This is a genomic window from Morganella morganii, from assembly GCF_019243775.1.
Lineage (GTDB): Bacteria > Pseudomonadota > Gammaproteobacteria > Enterobacterales > Enterobacteriaceae > Morganella > Morganella morganii.
This window is the reverse complement of record NZ_CP069157.1, coordinates 3,745,262-3,760,504: the sequence shown is the minus strand read 5'-3', so window position 1 is coordinate 3,760,504 and position 15,243 is coordinate 3,745,262. Positions and strand designations below refer to the sequence as shown.

The 15,243-nt window shown below is 40.8% G+C and carries 16 protein-coding genes; 5 read left to right on the top strand and 11 right to left on the bottom strand.

Annotated features, from left to right (window positions below; all coding sequences use genetic code 11):
• Positions 1-40 precede the first annotated feature (40 nt).
• Positions 41-970 (top strand): hypothetical protein, encoded by a 930-nt coding sequence (locus tag JL661_RS17935; protein WP_223302436.1) that lies wholly within the window; start codon positions 41-43, stop codon positions 968-970.
• 43 nt (positions 971-1,013) lie between these two features.
• Here the strand turns inward: JL661_RS17935 and JL661_RS17930 are convergent, their stop codons facing one another.
• Both JL661_RS17930 and envC read right to left on the bottom strand, forming a co-directional pair.
• Entirely contained in the window at positions 1,014-2,087 is a 1,074-nt protein-coding gene (locus JL661_RS17930) for a divergent polysaccharide deacetylase family protein (protein WP_032098033.1), read from the bottom strand.
• A 6-nt stretch (positions 2,088-2,093) separates the two neighbouring features.
• A complete protein-coding gene (gene envC, locus JL661_RS17925; protein ID WP_062773465.1) occupies positions 2,094-3,377 on the bottom strand; it encodes a murein hydrolase activator EnvC in 1,284 nt (427 codons plus the stop codon).
• Between the two features lie 354 nt (positions 3,378-3,731).
• Between envC and JL661_RS17920 the strand changes: the two genes are divergently transcribed.
• The 4 genes from JL661_RS17920 (at position 3,732) to cysE (ending at position 6,562) form a co-directional block, all read left to right on the top strand.
• Positions 3,732-4,169 carry a rhodanese-like domain-containing protein gene (locus JL661_RS17920; protein ID WP_004236644.1) on the top strand — a complete coding sequence of 146 codons (438 nt, stop codon included), beginning with the start codon at positions 3,732-3,734 and terminating at the stop codon, positions 4,167-4,169.
• 71 nt (positions 4,170-4,240) lie between these two features.
• The gene (gene secB / locus JL661_RS17915; protein ID WP_004236643.1) at positions 4,241-4,714 is read left to right on the top strand and encodes a protein-export chaperone SecB; all 474 of its coding nucleotides are present in this window, start codon (positions 4,241-4,243) and stop codon (positions 4,712-4,714) included.
• On the top strand, positions 4,714-5,727 hold the full coding sequence (gpsA, locus tag JL661_RS17910) for an NAD(P)H-dependent glycerol-3-phosphate dehydrogenase (RefSeq protein ID WP_004240117.1): 1,014 nt from the start codon (positions 4,714-4,716) through the stop codon (positions 5,725-5,727). The genes secB and gpsA overlap by 1 nt, the downstream gene beginning before the upstream one ends.
• A 34-nt stretch (positions 5,728-5,761) precedes the next feature.
• On the top strand, positions 5,762-6,562 hold the full coding sequence (gene cysE / locus JL661_RS17905; RefSeq protein ID WP_024473667.1) for a serine O-acetyltransferase: 801 nt from the start codon (positions 5,762-5,764) through the stop codon (positions 6,560-6,562).
• Positions 6,563-6,635: 73 nt separating this feature from the next.
• Here the strand turns inward: cysE and trmL are convergent, their stop codons facing one another.
• From trmL to JL661_RS17860, 9 genes are all read right to left on the bottom strand, one after another.
• Positions 6,636-7,139 (bottom strand): tRNA (uridine(34)/cytosine(34)/5-carboxymethylaminomethyluridine(34)-2'-O)-methyltransferase TrmL, encoded by a 504-nt coding sequence (trmL, locus tag JL661_RS17900; RefSeq protein WP_036417437.1) that lies wholly within the window; start codon positions 7,137-7,139, stop codon positions 6,636-6,638.
• A gap of 55 nt (positions 7,140-7,194) precedes the next feature.
• Positions 7,195-8,145, bottom strand: a complete 951-nt coding sequence (locus tag JL661_RS18515) for an NAD-dependent epimerase/dehydratase family protein (RefSeq protein ID WP_062773462.1) — start codon at positions 8,143-8,145, stop codon at positions 7,195-7,197.
• A gap of 854 nt (positions 8,146-8,999) precedes the next feature.
• Positions 9,000-9,614 carry an oligosaccharide flippase family protein gene (locus tag JL661_RS18710; RefSeq protein ID WP_218480992.1) on the bottom strand — a complete coding sequence of 205 codons (615 nt, stop codon included), beginning with the start codon at positions 9,612-9,614 and terminating at the stop codon, positions 9,000-9,002.
• The gene (locus JL661_RS17885) at positions 9,611-10,759 is read right to left on the bottom strand and encodes a glucosamine inositolphosphorylceramide transferase family protein (protein ID WP_062773456.1); all 1,149 of its coding nucleotides are present in this window, start codon (positions 10,757-10,759) and stop codon (positions 9,611-9,613) included. The genes JL661_RS18710 and JL661_RS17885 overlap by 4 nt, the downstream gene beginning before the upstream one ends.
• A gap of 4 nt (positions 10,760-10,763) precedes the next feature.
• Positions 10,764-11,573: a glycosyltransferase gene (locus tag JL661_RS17880; RefSeq protein WP_036417429.1), complete on the bottom strand. Its 810-nt coding sequence runs from the start codon at positions 11,571-11,573 to the stop codon at positions 10,764-10,766.
• A gap of 25 nt (positions 11,574-11,598) precedes the next feature.
• A complete protein-coding gene (locus JL661_RS17875) occupies positions 11,599-12,600 on the bottom strand; it encodes a sulfotransferase family protein (RefSeq protein WP_036417427.1) in 1,002 nt (333 codons plus the stop codon).
• The gene (gene tagD, locus JL661_RS17870; RefSeq protein WP_036417425.1) at positions 12,600-13,070 is read right to left on the bottom strand and encodes a glycerol-3-phosphate cytidylyltransferase; all 471 of its coding nucleotides are present in this window, start codon (positions 13,068-13,070) and stop codon (positions 12,600-12,602) included. The genes JL661_RS17875 and tagD overlap by 1 nt, the downstream gene beginning before the upstream one ends.
• A 9-nt stretch (positions 13,071-13,079) precedes the next feature.
• Positions 13,080-14,048 (bottom strand): EpsG family protein, encoded by a 969-nt coding sequence (locus JL661_RS18705; protein ID WP_350813835.1) that lies wholly within the window; start codon positions 14,046-14,048, stop codon positions 13,080-13,082.
• A gap of 106 nt (positions 14,049-14,154) precedes the next feature.
• Positions 14,155-15,243: a glycosyltransferase gene (locus JL661_RS17860; protein ID WP_062773242.1), complete on the bottom strand. Its 1,089-nt coding sequence runs from the start codon at positions 15,241-15,243 to the stop codon at positions 14,155-14,157.

The following is a 15,243-nucleotide window of genomic DNA, read 5'->3' as shown; positions in this document are numbered from 1 at the left end:
ATCCGGCCGGACAGTGTCTCCGGACTTTAAAGGAATATGCATGAACCCGACCACTGTTTTCCGGTTACCGCTATTATTTGTACTGGCCTATGCACTTATTCTGAGTGGTTCGCTGATCCTGGTTTCTTACCCGGATGTCAGTGTCCGCTATCCTGAATTATCATTAGCGGCCTATTTGTCAAAAGTATTTGCTTTTCAGCTGATTCAGCTGACCGGGCTTTTTACTCTGACATCATTATTTTTTTATCATTACCGGATAACACAACTGAATCGTAAAACTGTTCTGGCAGTTATCGGTCTTACTCTCTTTCTGTATACAGCAAACATGATCCTCGGCAGCCTCAAAGCGGAATGGCTCAGTCATCTGATGGCGACAATGATTGCGGAGAAAGCGGAGTTTGCTGACGTTATTCTGCTGGTCAAAACCGCAGATATTGGCCTGTACCTGATCTCATTTGTATTACTGGGTATCGCGACCCGTCTGGTGGCGAAATATTATCTTAAAGTCAGCCATCCTGCAGTTATCCCGGACGGAAAAACTCCGGATATTTACGCACTGTTGTTCAGTTGCGGGATGGTGTATCTGATGTGGATGATCGCATTATTTCTGACGGCGGTGATAACACCGCACCTCCCCGGCGGCATACCGGCACCGCTGTCTGATAATGCGTATACCACCGCGGCGGGTCTGCTGATTTCGTGCGGTATTGTTTTTATTGCTGTCCGTCAGCGGTTCCCGGTGGCAGGCGGAATATTGCAGATCAGGCCGCTGGTAATTTCCGTTCTGCTCAGTACCGTGCTCAGTATTCTGGTTATGGCGGCGATCACCGCCGGAACGGTTTATATGGTATTACTCACCAACAGTTTCCGGCACTTCGGGGAGACTGAGTTATGGATTATAACTGCGGTTTGTGTCGCTCTGACACTGTGGATAAGCCGTGCTGTCACCGGTGTGATGTTCCGCCGGTGATAATCTGATCATACTGTCGGCCGGGCTGGTTATCCCGGTCCTGCTATCGCTGAGTCTCTGCCGCCGGTTCAGCCGGTACTTTTTCCGCGGCCTTCAGGTCAGTGCTGACTGACTCTTTTGCCGCAGGCGGCGCGGTATCCGGCTGCGGTAGCGCCATGCGGACGGATAACAGGACTTCCGCCACTTTGCCGTTCATCTGATCTCTCAGGAGTGCTTCCGTCAGCAGATTGATATAGTTGGTGTAGAACTCCCCGCCGATTTCTGCTTTACCCTCACACTGCTCAGTCATTGGTGTCAGCCACGGTTTTTCCTTCACCACCGGTTTGACCGGCACGACCGGTTTCTCCGGCTGCGGTTTCACGGCAGATGGTTTACCGGCATGCGTCAGCATATATCCCGGCGATACCAGCTCAATATCCGGAGGCAGTTGCGGGATGAGTTTATGCAGTGCGCGGACCGTCGACGGATGCGGGTGCCCGATAGCGATCACCGACCCCTGTTTGCGTGCCAGAGCAACAGCCCGGTTCAGTTGCTTGCGCGTCTCTTCCTCTGTCTGCACATTATCCAGAAAAACCTGGCGGCGCAGTACGCGAACCGGTGTTCCCTGTGCAGCCTGTGTCGCTTTGGTGCTGCCGATGGTCACACTGTCGAGGAAATAAAAACCGGAGCCGGAGAGAGACGCCATCACATGCTGCATGGCGGTCAGATCAGAGGTCATCGCGCTGCCCATATGGTTATTCATGCCGGTGGCATACGGCACCCGGGCAATCGCAGCTTTAATCAGGGTATCAATTTCTGCGGCACTCATGGACGGGCGTAGAGTGTCGCGCTCCAGCGGCTGTTTGCTGATCGGTGCCATAGGCATATGGATAAGAATTTCACGGCCCTGGCGGTGTGCTTTTTCTGCCATTTCTTTGCCGAACGGGGAATTCGGCAGGATAGCAATGGAGACCTGCGGCGGCAGTTCCAGGATGCGGTTATCATCCTGTTTGCGGTAACCGAAATCATCGATCACAATGGCGAGCTGCGCTGCAGCGGCAGAAAACGTTATCAGTGACGAAGTGATAAAAAGTAACGAAGTCAGTACGATATTTTTGGTTTTCTGCCGGTAAGTCACTGTGTGCTATCTCCCCAGCCAGGGCTGCGGGTTAACCGTCCGTCCCTGGCGCCGGATTTCAAAATAGAGGCCCGGTCTTTCCTGACCCCCGCTGCTGCCCACCAGTGCGATCGGCTGACCGGCTTTCACCTGATCACCCACATTCACCAGTGCGCTCTGGTTATAGCCGTAAAGGCTCATATCCCCTTTACCGTGCTCGACCACCACCATCAGACCATAACCCTGCAGCCAGTCTGCCAGCAGGACCCGGCCATCTGCCACTGCTTTTACCTGTGTGCCTTCCGGTGAGCCGATTACCATGCCTTTCCAGCGCAGTTCGCCGGAGATACTGTCACCGAACCGGTGCAGCAGCGGACCACGAACCGGCCAGATAGCCTGACCGGCCGGACGGCCCAGTCCCCCAGTGCGGGACATCAGCGAACGCTCGTCCTGAGTCGGGGTATAGGTGGAGCCTTTTTTCTTCGCCTGAGCCTGTTTCTCGCGGATACGGGCGGCTTCACGGGCTTCGCGTTCCGCGCGGGCTTTGGCCTCGCGCTCCGCTTTGGCTATCTTGTTGCGCAGCTGGCTTTCGTTTTCCCGCATCACCAGCAAATCTTTCTGATCAGCTTTCAGTGAGCGTTCCAGCTCAGTCAGGGTGGATTTCCGGGCGGTCTGGGCACGATCCAGCTTTTTCTTTTCAGTCTGCTGTTTGCCGAGCAGGCTTTTATGCTCTGCGCGTTTTTGCTGCTCGGTCTGGCGGCGGGCGTGCAACTGCTGCGTGGTCTCTTCCAGCTCTGCAATGGTTTTTTCCCGCGCGGCACCGATATAGGTGTAATAGGCGAGGATCCGCTCATCGCGCTGGCCTTCCTCACCCTTGAAAATCAGTTCAATACCCTGATGACGCCCCTGACGGAATGCGGCATCTAGCTGTTTTGACAGCAGCGCCCGCTGGGCTTTCTGCTTCGCATCCAGCTGTTTGATTTCTGCGCTGAGAGTGGTGATTTCACTGTCGAGCTGTTTCAGGGTTTTCTGTGTGGAATAGAGTTCACGACCGGCAGCGGCGATATCCTTTTCCTGATTTTTCAGCTGGGTTAACAGATTTGCACGTTTTCCCTGCTGCTCTTTGACGCTCTTTTCTTTCTCCGCGATATTCAGCTGGAGATTTTTCAGCTCATTCTTGCTGGCATCGGCGGTGGTTGTATTGGCGGCAGAAACAGCAAAAGAGACCGGCAACAGCAGAGCTGCCAGTAATGTGCGGACACCGGGGGACACCCGGCGGGAATGCGTGCGGAAAACGTGCTTATGCGCCAATTTATCTGACCCTGCCGTTACGCCAAAGAAACGATCGTATTTAACTATTCTAAACTGCAATTATTCCATGCCATTTAAAGCGTTACCAGTCCTGTTATCCGGGATTTACACTTCGGGACAATCCGGCGGCGGAGATTCACCGCGAATTTGTTGCGTTTGTTTTTTACCTTAGCCGTGAATCAATGGTAAATTAACCCCTCTGTCTGTCGGAAAAATGAATTTTCGCGGCATGCGCCGCAAAATTACGATGAAAACAGCCATAACCCGGGCAAGACCGGCTGTATTTGAACCGGCACACAGGTATACTTCTGCCCTTTGATCTTTGTTATTAACCAACGGGAGTTATTGTCCCCCATGCTGCAAGAAATTATGCCATTTGTCAGTAAGCACCCTATTATCAGCCTTGTATGGGTCGCGTTACTGATCTCAGTCATCGTACTGACTGTCAAAGGACTGTTTTCAAAAGTGAAAACAATTCCGCGTTCTACCGCTATCGCACTGATTAATAAAGAAGAAGCGATTGTCGTGGATACCCGTACCCGGGACGATTTCCGCCGTGGTCATATCATTGACGCGGTCAATCTGACGCCGTCAGAAATTAAAGACAACAACCTCGGTGAAGTGGAAAAACACAAAAACCGTCCTGTTATCCTGGTTTCCGCCAACGGTATGGAGCTGGTCAAACCGGCTGAAAGCCTGCTCAAAGCCGGTTTTGAACGTGTATTTGTGCTGAAAGACGGCCTCTCCGGCTGGACCGGTGATAACTTACCGCTTTCCCGCAGCAAAAAGTAATCCGGCAAAGGATAATTGGAACATCCCCTTTGTAACTCACACTCTTTATATGGATATCAAAAGGTAACACTATGTCAGAACAACAAAACACAGAAATGTCTTTCAACATTCAGCGCGTTTACACCAAAGATATTTCTTTTGAAGCGCCGAATGCACCTGCCGTTTTCCAGCAGGAGTGGCAGCCGGAAGTGAAGATGGATCTGGACACCGGCTCAACCAAACTGGCTGATGACGTTTATGAAATCGTTCTGCGCGTCACTGTGACAGCGACTATGGGCGAAGAAACCGCATTCCTGTGTGAAGTTCAGCAGGCCGGTATTTTCACCATCGGCGGTCTGGAAGGTACTCAGCTGGCACACTGCCTGGGTGCATACTGCCCGAATATCCTGTTCCCGTATGCCCGTGAGTGCATCGCAGGTCTGGTCGGCCGCGGCACATTCCCTCAGCTGAACCTGGCACCGGTTAACTTCGATGCACTGTTCATGAACTATCTGCAGCAGCAGGAACAACAGCAGGCTGCGCAGGAAGGTACACAGGAAGCATAATGACAGACGCTTCTATGACTGTACTCGGTGCCGGTTCATACGGCACCGCTTTAGCGATCACACTGGCCCGTAACGGGCACCGTGTGGTGCTGTGGGGGCATGACCCGGAACATATCCGTCAGCTTGAGGCTGATCGTGCCAATCAGGCATTTCTGCCGGATGTCCCGTTCCCGGATACCCTGATCCCTGAAGCCTCCCTTGAAAAAGCCCTCGCGGCCAGCCGTAATATTCTGCTGGTGGTGCCGAGCCATGTGTTCGGGGATGTGCTCAAACGTGTCAAACCGCTGCTGCGGCCTGATGCCCGGATTATCTGGGCGACCAAAGGTCTGGAAGCGGAAACCGGGCGTCTGCTGGGTGAAGTGGTACGTGAAGTCCTCGGGGATAAAATTCCGCTGGCCATGATCTCCGGTCCCTCTTTTGCCAAAGAGCTGGCTGCCGGACTGCCGACGGCGATTGCTGTCGCAGCGACAGAGCCTGCCTTTGCGGATGAGGTTCAGCAGCTTTTCCACTGCGGCAAAAGCTTCCGCGTTTATAAAAACCCGGATTTTATCGGGATCCAGCTCGGCGGTGCCGTGAAAAACGTCATTGCGATTGGTGCGGGGATCTCTGACGGAATGGGGTTTGGTGCCAATGCGCGAACCGCGCTTATCACCCGTGGCCTGGCAGAAATGACCCGCCTGGGAGTGGCATTAGGCGCAGATCCGTCTACCTTTATGGGTATGGCCGGCCTGGGTGACCTCGTGCTGACCTGTACTGACAACCAGTCCCGTAACCGCCGTTTCGGCATGATGATGGGGCAGGGCGTGAGTGTGGATGAAGCACAGGAGCGCATCGGTCAGGTGGTGGAAGGATACCGTAATACCAAAGAAGTTCGTGCGCTGGCAGAGCGTGCAGGCGTTGAAATGCCTATCACCGAGCAAATCTATCAAATACTCTACTGCAATAAAGATGTGCTCGAAGCTGCCCGTGCCCTGTTGGGGCGAGCCACCAAAGAAGAAGGTGAGCACTTTTAAGCCCGTTTTTTTATCCGAAGTCTGTGAGGTAATTATGTCCTACGAAGAACTGGAAGAGGTCTGGAGCTATATAAAGCAGGAAGCGCGGGACTTTGCTGATTGTGAGCCGATGCTGGCCAGTTTTTTCCATGCGACATTACTCAAGCATGAAAATCTGGGCAGCGCGCTCAGTTTTATGCTGGCCAACAAACTGGCAACCCCGACCATGCCGGCAATTTCTGTCCGTGAAGTGGTGGAAGAGGCATATCACAATGATCCGCAGATGATTAAATCTGCCGCAATGGATATCAAAGCCGTCCGCCTGCGGGATCCGGCAGTGGATAAATACTCCACGCCGCTGCTCTACCTGAAAGGCTTCCACGCCTTACAGGCATACCGCATCGCCAACTGGTTGTGGAACCAGAACCGCCGCGCGCTGGCAACCTACCTTCAGAACCAGGTTTCTGTGACATTTGGTGTGGATATCCACCCGGCCGCAAAAATCGGCCACGGCATTATGTTTGACCACGCAACCGGCATTGTCATCGGCGAAACCGCGGTGGTGGAAAATGATGTCTCTATCCTGCAATCCGTCACCCTCGGTGGTACCGGCAAAACCGGCGGCGACCGCCACCCGAAAGTCCGCGAAGGCGTGATGATTGGTGCTGGTGCCAAAATCCTCGGCAATATCGAAATCGGACGCGGTGCCAAAATCGGCGCAGGCTCCGTGGTTCTGCACCCGGTCCCGGCACACACCACCGTTGCAGGTGTACCGGCAAAGATTGTCGGCAAACCGGGCTGCGATAAACCGTCCTTGGATATGGATCAGCACTTTAACGGGTGTGAGGGGATTTAGTTTCCTGATTCAGCAGCCAAAAGTAAAAAAGACAGCCAAGGCTGTCTTTTTTGTGACTGAAATACAGAACACATTAATCCCGTAATAACGCCCCTGCATAATCCAGCTGCCGCCAGGCTTCAAATACAATTACTGCAACGGTATTGGATAAATTCATACTGCGGCTGTCCGGCAGCATCGGCACGCGGATTTTCTGATCCACAGGCATATTATCCAGGACATAAGGCGGCAACCCACGAGTCTCCGGCCCGAACAGCAGATAATCACCGGCCTGATAGCTGACATTACTGTGACGAGGTGTGCCCTTAGTGGTCAGTGCAAACACCCGGTTACCGGTTGGCGACTGCGCATTATCAGAACTCAGCCCCTCGCTGTCGAGAAAGGCGTAATAATCATGATGATGTTTGATATCCGCAAACTCACTGTAATCCAGCCCGGCCCGGCGCAGACGCTTATCATCCCAGGTAAACCCCAGCGGATGGATAAGATGCAGCCGAAAGCCGGTATTGGCACATAACCGGATGATATTGCCGGTGTTAGGTGGTATTTCTGGTTCGAATAAGACGATGTTGAGCATATTACCCCTCTCTTAAGGGGCAATAGTTTATCAAATAAAACATGGTGTTATAATGTTACTTCTTAAATTCGTGGCGAACAGTATTAGCAATTCCCTGTTCCAGGCTCACTGGGGCAACAAATCCGGTATCAGCAATAAAATCGGATTTAAACTGAGTACGGGCACAGAATTTTTTAATGCGGATGCTGCTTATCGGGAATTCCTTACCAGTCACTTTTGCCAGAATGTCAAAGCAGTAACCACCCAACAGACCAACACTATATGGTACGTGGATATTAGACTTATGCTTATCCATAGCTTTGCAGATTATATCTGTAAGATCTTCCATATTAAAATCAGGTTTATCGACATAGTTAAATACATGGCGACCTGAATTAAAGTTAGTAGCAAATTTTAAGAATGCGGCAATGTTTTCAACATAAGCCATTGATTTTTGGTTTTTACCGCCACCAATCATCAGGAAACGACCGGATGCAATCTGGCGGAATAAATTATAGACATTGCCACGGTTGTTTTCACCAAATACTACAGTCGGGCGGATTGTCACCAGTGTGCGATCTGCTTCTTCTGCCTGCCAGGCATCATAAACATGTTCGGCAGCTAATTTGGATTTACCGTAATCATTGAATGGCTCATATTGACCATCTTCACCGGTTTCTTTTTCAACAAAACCGTAAACGGCAACAGAAGATGTAAAGACGATATGTTTGATTCCAAGCTGAGCTGCGACATCACATACATGTTTAGCGCCATCGACATTTACATCATAGTAAAGACTGATAGGATGCACATTATCTTTGTGCTTTGCAGCCAGATTAATAATAACGTCGGAACCTGTCAGTGGCTCAACCAGAGATTCCGGTTTAGTGACGTCCCCAAATTCCCAATGATCAGGAAATGCAGCACTTTTCTCAATATCAACGATTTTGAACGGGATATTGTCTTTTTGTAATTGTGTGGACAGGCGAGTACCAATGAAGCCTGAGCCGCCGATAATGATGATCATTTTAACTCCGGGTAATTTTATCGTTTCAATATTTTTTTTAATGAGAGATTGGGAAATAGATTCTTTAAAAAACAATAGTACTATTGTATAAGAAAATATAGAAAAAATCATAGACAGAATAGAAAATATAAATACATTATGTATGTGCTCACGAAGAAACGGAATAAAAAACATAGGCAGGCAGCCAGTGATATATATGCATATGTTTTTGTTAATAATAGGTATTTTTATTTTTTCTTTATTTCTGATGTGGAAGTAAATGATAATTGACATCAGTAGTAGTAGTGATAGTGTAATTAGAATACTTATAGATGAATTTATACTTTCTTGGAAAACTAATTTCACGATAGCATTTACTAAAGCAAAAGCTATAAGAAGAATGATATATACTTTTTCTTTGTTAAGTGCAAATAGTGTTTGAGTAGCCAATATTTTTAATAGTGAAAAAAATAGTATGTAGAATGAAAATATTTTTATAGTATCGAGAGCTGGCATAAACTCATAAGAGCCGAATATGAATAAAAATTCGGAAGCCATTAAATATACACCGATGAAAGATGGTAATACTATCATCATTAAGGAAGTATATATTTTATTTATAAGCAATAAAAATTCCGCGCGGTTAGTTTTTGCAAGTATAGATAACCTGGGTAAAGTAACTTGAGTAATAGTTGATGAAATAACAACTACCAAGACAATAATTTTTTCAGATAGTGCAAAATAGGCCACTTCAGTATTAGAAACAAATGCTCCCAGAGCAACCTTATCAAAGGCAAAAAATAAAAAACCAACATCAACTAAAAATAATGTAGATGCTATCCTTTTAAAATGTGAAAATAACTTATTGAGTCTAACTAATTTGAATGAGAAAAAAAACTCTTTTTTTTATAAAAAACAATATAATAGAAAGAAAAAAGAGCATTTATTAGGTCAAAGAAAACATTCAGCCAGACATAGATAAGATAATTGTCAGATGATGTAATAAGGAAAAACATTAAAATCAATGATACGCTGCGGCATAACATTGTTTTTATTGAAATAAATTTATAATCTTCATGTGACTCATTGACCCACTCAATATCAAATGCAAGCAAAAATAACTTTAAAGCAAGAACCAATGATATGATTTGTACTTTTGGATCTTTAATTACAAAGAAGATTAGTAATAAATATAGAAATAACGAAAAGGTAACTAAAAGTATATTGATAGTAAAGATATTAGAAAATAAAAAAGAAGATTTTAATCTGTTGCTTCTTACTTTACCTAGTTCTCTTATGGCATAGAATGATAATCCGAGAACGGCGAGTGCATTAAAATATGAGTATATACTTTCAGCATAATTAACAGAACCGATGTTATCAGGTGATAATGTTCTATATACATAAGGTATTATCAATGCTGGTAAGGTAAATCTGAATAAATTTAAAGCAAGTTTATATACACCATTCAAGGTTATCGATTTTTTCATTTTAATATTTTTGCTTTTAGTTTTTTAATTATTCTGCAAAGGTTCCTATACAAAAAATAAGGAGATATATTTATGATTTTTAAATCAACTATTTCAATATTTTCTGCGCTATTATAGGTATGCATTGCTATTGTTCCAAATGGTAATTTCAAGCTCTTTATATAACGTTCACTATAATTATTCTCCGATAGCTCATTTATTTCCATAAAATTAACGCGGTAACCATAACGTTTTGAACAATCCTGAGAAACTCTTATATTATTTAATATCTCACCGGCGTTCCGTGACTTTGAAATATCATGAACAACAGGATTCCCGATAACAGGTAAGAATGTTCCACTTAATGGGTCGTCTGTAACATATAGACTAAGTTCATCACCAAATGATACACCCATTTTTTTTTCAGAGGTTAATAGGTACCATAGCCCATTTTTATTAATTAAATTAGTATCAACAGCAGATATATTATCAATGAGTGTTCTTATTTTTTCCCATTTATAAGGGAACTCTATACATTTATATAAATCAATAGTGTTGTTATATGATGATTCAGGAATAATATATAGCTCATCATTTATTTTCAATATAAATGGATAGGAAAGATGATAATTCTCTTCAATAATTATATGATTATCAATTATTTCTTTGTTTTTAACATCTAGTGTACCAATTGAAATATAGCCTTTATCAGTATCATAATTTAATGCTTCATATAGAACATAATATTTTGAGTTATGATAGTATATAAAAGGGTCAGCCATTAATTCATTATTATCAAACTTTATTTTTGACCATTTATCGGTGCTTTTTTCTTTAAATGCAAGAATCCATTGGCTGGGGATGAAAATTTTAGTAAATAATGTTTTAAAAAATAATATAGCGTATAGTAATGGAGTAAATATAGAACGAGAGTATGATGGGTTGCGTATATTTATTTTATAGCCATAACGCTCTTGTAACATGCAAATTTTACTATCAACTAATATCTTATTTTTTTTGAAAGAAATACGGTTTGGGAGAAGGGAGTAATTTATCTTTTCACCATTATCGTCTGTTATTTCAAACAATAAGCTGTCATAAAAAATAGTAGATAACATAATTTCTAATGATAGGCTTCTACCACTGCCTATTTTAAGCGAAACCATGAAGTTAATTCCTTAATTTGCTGTATATTTTTGATAGAAGATAAGTTGGTAGAATACGGCTTAGTATTCTTAATGAAAAATATGGAATTGAAGTGTATTTCTTTTCTAAATCAGAGTTGAGGATATACTTTAACATGGTGATTTCTGATTTTACATATTTAAAACCCTTTCTGCGATTAATCATGGCTTCACCGACCCTGGCAGAAACTAAGATAGTATCGAGATTAACGAGGTTATAGTTTTTATTTAAAAGCCTGAGCCACAAATAGTAATCCTCCATATAAGGAAGATCCATATACCCACCAACATTAATAATATGTTTTTTCCTAAAGCAAACTGCCATATGGTTAAATGGATTTCTTTTTTTTATTACTTTAACAATATTATCACCAATAGGAACTTTTTTTACTCTGATGATTTCATCTGAAGATGCTTCAAATTCATTAACATGTGATCCACATAAGGTTATCTCAGGATTCTGAGTCATATATTTGTATTGGATCTCAAATCGATTTGGTAAGTTTATATCATCAGTATCAGCTCTCATCACAATATCATTAGAGCATTGTTCTAAACCGATGTTTAATGCGATACCAAGGCCACAATTATTATCTAATATAACATTCTGAATGGGTAGTAATGCTTCCCATTTTTCAATCACGCTATATAGTTCAGATGTTAATTTCCCATCATGAACAATGATAACTTCATTAGGCAAGTATGTTTGTGTATAAATACTATTTAAAGCAGCGTCAAAGAATTGGCTATTTTCTTTATAGTAAATAGAGAGTAAAACTGAAAAGTTATAATTCATATTTTAATATTTATTAAATAATGTATTAGTATTGGTGGTAGCAGAATTGCATTAATCTATTTTTAATGATATTTGCATCATCCCTAAATTGAGGGAATCGCTCAATCAGATTGGTATTTTTTATAGAAACCGAAGGATCGAAATATTTATTTTTCCACTGGTGGTTAGCAATGTCTATATTACAAAAGTCGCATACAGTTCTAATGGTAGAGTCATAATTATAAATAAAATCTTCAAACTGCAGATAAATTACATTTTCGTGCTCGGTCTTATTTTTTCTTAAAAGCTGGAACCATTCTATATAAGTATCTAAATTGTCAGATGGAATCCATTTTTCTTTCCACAATGCTTTGTTCAATATATATAAGTCTCTGGGGTCTCGATCAACGATAATCACTTTAATTTCATTGAAATAGTTAGTATATTTATCAACATTATCAGAGGGTATTATTTGGTCAAATACAACGAAATCTTTATTATTATGGTTAGAGCTTAAAATAAGCTCGTTCATATAGTTTTTGACGTGTTGATGAAAGTTTTTTCCGGAGGAATAATACATTTTTTTATTAAAAAGAGACCCATAAAAATTGGCACCACCTTCTTTCATTCGCAGTATTTTTTTCTGAATTATTCGTTCAGAATAATAAATGAATTTTCTGAAAAAAGATGAGTCAATGATATCTTGGTGCCAAAAACCATCCCATTTAATATCGACAATGTTATTTATAAATTTATCTGATATTGATTTAAATTGACCATTGAAAAATGATTCATAATTATATACTTTACTTTTGCTTAAATAATTTATATAAGCAATGAAATTATTTATATGATAACTGGTTGTTAGTCGATTATTATTTTCATTAATACCATAATCTAAGTCTCTTATACCATTAGGATCCTGAATAAATCTGAATTCGAAGTTACCCATGGAAGAAACATTACTAAACTCACCGAGTAGATCAGAAATAACACTTGAGCCTGTGCCGCCATAACCAGTACACGTTATTACTTTTGGTACTTTCATTAATTATTGACCTTTGAAATTGATTTAATAATATCGAATATGTTATTAACAGAAATTTCAAGCTCTTTAACTTTATCCGGCGTAATAACAGATAATTCTTTTTTTATTTTAGTGGTTGAGATATTCTCAGTTCTGTCAAGGTAAATGACTTCACAGATATTTTTTAGGCTATCAAATTTTCCTTCCCAATCATTCCCCATACCTAAAATATCTATATTATATTTTTTTATATCCAGTTCTTTCTGTTCCCAATTACACTCAGGTATTACTTCATCAACATATTTACAGGCTTCAACAATTTCTTTCCTTTCCTCAAAAGAACAAAATGACTCTTTTCCTTTGAGCTTATTAAATTCATCTGTTGAGATCGCAACAACTAAATAATCACCATAAGACTTCAGTCTTTTGAGTAATCGAACATGTCCGATATGAAATAAATCAAAGGTTCCATATGTAATAACTTTTTTCATTTTGCTTCTCTAGGGTGTGATATTACCTGAAAGTTGATCGATAAACCATGGACGACTTAATAAGTATCCTAAGTGAACTAGAGTAATCGTTACCAGAAATGGTTTTATTATTTTATTAATACCTTCTATTTTCATTGATAACATATAAATAATAGGGATTAAGAATGGTAATAATAAATAATATCGAATTGCCATTTCCCTATTAAATGACATAAATATTGCTAATGCGAATACTAAGATATAGAATTTTATTGCTCTATATAATTTGTTATGAACAACAGGAATATTTTTATTTTTTAATAGATATAAGAATACTAATAGATGAAAACCATACATAATGATATTTAAATATATAGTAGATATAGATCTACGATCATTAAAATAGATATGCCGAGATATAGTGCGACTAATTATATAGTAATCATTATAATTTCGAGATATGTACCCGCCAACATCAAATATAAATGTAGCCAAGGAGAGTAATAATATTAAAATAATCAGACGGATATTGAGATATTTAGATATTATTACTATAAGTATTAACAATGCATTTGAAGAATGGATAAATATTGACAATGTCATTATGAAAATAGATGCTGTGCTAAACTTTAAGTTTTTAATATATAGGCTAAAGCCAACTAAGAAAAAAGAAAAGCCAAGTACTTGCCTAAAATAATTTATGGTTCCAATTATTGAGCTTTGAGAAAATAGGAGGCACCATATAAATATTACTATATGCTCATTAATGTTTTTACCAAGAATATAATAAGAGTAATATATAAATATTCCATATAGTACTGTAATGGAAATAAGATATATTCTCTCATTTATTGAAATAAATCGTAATGCATCTGTTAAAAGGGTAAATAGTAACTCAAAATCCCAATTCCGATTTAAAAAATTATCAATATAAGCTTTAGTATCTGAGCCAATTGAATAATCCCGCAATCCAAATAGTATTGCATAGGATAGTATCATTACCAATGCAATTAAAGCGGATAATTTCTTATTACTTTGTATATCAAATATAATAGAAATAGTTAAAAATGATAATGACAATATTATAATAAATAGAGGGGAGTACTCATAAATCATGTCCAAGTATACCTTTCCAGTTGTTTGCGATTACCTGAATATCATAATTTAGAGCGTCATCATAACCCTGTAAAATCAATGCGTTACGTAGGTTTTTATCAGTGATAAGTTGATTTATTTTTTCAGTTAAATCGTATGTATCATTTATATTTACGAGTAATCCATTTTTTAAATTATCAATTAGCTTTATTCCACCGTTAGTACTTGTCGATACTAAGGCACACCCTTGGGAACGAGCTTCAATTATACTCATTGGCATTCCTTCAAATAGAGAGGGAAGAACACTAATGGTAGTCTCTTTCAAATATTTACTGATATCATTAGTAGAAGGAAGGAAACTGATATTTCTTAAGTTTAATTCACTTGCAAGTGTTATGAAATTAGTTTTATCTTTACCATCACCAATTATTGATAATTTCCAATCAGGATGTTCACTTTCTATTTTTTTCCAGGACTTAATTAAAGTATCTACACCTTTTTCTTTCGTGACTCGGCCAATAAATGATACCGTTTTATACTCCTGAGATAGGTCTCTTTTATATATTTCAAGTGGGCATGGATTAGCAATAAATGTAATTTTCTCATCTATAACGCATTCAGGAGTTGTATCTGTATTTTTAAATAAACACACTACATTATCAAATACTGAAAAGATCATTTTTACACGATGTCTGGTGAATAATCGGGACATGTAAAATAATTCAAATTCAGCATTGCCGCCGTGAGAAAAATATACCAGCTGAATATCTTTAAATAATCCTAACTTCCTGAGAATATAAATAGGTTCGATATACGCAGATTTATTGACAACTAATATTGAGTTTTTGCACTCTTTTAATATTGGGATTATTGCCAGTAGATTTAAAGGAAGTGAAAGTAGTTTCCATTTAAAAAAGAATGTCTTAATCTTAAATTGAATACCTTCGTGTAAAGGAAAATAAGGTTCGCCTTTAACAACAGAGATTATTTTACACTTATATCCATGTGTACTGAAATAGTTAGCCCATGTTGTTATAACCCTGACAACACCACCAGCACCAACCATACTTTCTGTCAGGAAAACAATATCTTTTTTCAT

Excerpts from the sequence above, each read along its gene's own strand:
- JL661_RS17935 (WP_223302436.1), top strand. The coding sequence starts at position 41 with ATGAACCCGACCACTGTTTTCCGGTTACCGCTATTATTTGTACTGGCC.
- JL661_RS17920 (WP_004236644.1), top strand. The coding sequence starts at position 3,732 with ATGCTGCAAGAAATTATGCCATTTGTCAGTAAGCACCCTATTATCAGC.
- secB (WP_004236643.1), top strand. The coding sequence starts at position 4,241 with ATGTCAGAACAACAAAACACAGAAATGTCTTTCAACATTCAGCGCGTT.
- gpsA (WP_004240117.1), top strand. The coding sequence starts at position 4,714 with ATGACAGACGCTTCTATGACTGTACTCGGTGCCGGTTCATACGGCACC.
- cysE (WP_024473667.1), top strand. The coding sequence starts at position 5,762 with ATGTCCTACGAAGAACTGGAAGAGGTCTGGAGCTATATAAAGCAGGAA.
- trmL (WP_036417437.1), bottom strand. The coding sequence starts at position 7,139 with ATGCTCAACATCGTCTTATTCGAACCAGAAATACCACCTAACACCGGC.
- JL661_RS18515 (WP_062773462.1), bottom strand. The coding sequence starts at position 8,145 with ATGATCATCATTATCGGCGGCTCAGGCTTCATTGGTACTCGCCTGTCC.
- JL661_RS18710 (WP_218480992.1), bottom strand. The coding sequence starts at position 9,614 with ATGAAAAAATCGATAACCTTGAATGGTGTATATAAACTTGCTTTAAAT.
- JL661_RS17885 (WP_062773456.1), bottom strand. The coding sequence starts at position 10,759 with ATGGTTTCGCTTAAAATAGGCAGTGGTAGAAGCCTATCATTAGAAATT.
- JL661_RS17880 (WP_036417429.1), bottom strand. The coding sequence starts at position 11,573 with ATGAATTATAACTTTTCAGTTTTACTCTCTATTTACTATAAAGAAAAT.
- JL661_RS17875 (WP_036417427.1), bottom strand. The coding sequence starts at position 12,600 with ATGAAAGTACCAAAAGTAATAACGTGTACTGGTTATGGCGGCACAGGC.
- tagD (WP_036417425.1), bottom strand. The coding sequence starts at position 13,070 with ATGAAAAAAGTTATTACATATGGAACCTTTGATTTATTTCATATCGGA.
- JL661_RS18705 (WP_350813835.1), bottom strand. The coding sequence starts at position 14,048 with ATGATACTATCCTATGCAATACTATTTGGATTGCGGGATTATTCAATT.
- JL661_RS17860 (WP_062773242.1), bottom strand. The coding sequence starts at position 15,243 with ATGAAAAAAGATATTGTTTTCCTGACAGAAAGTATGGTTGGTGCTGGT.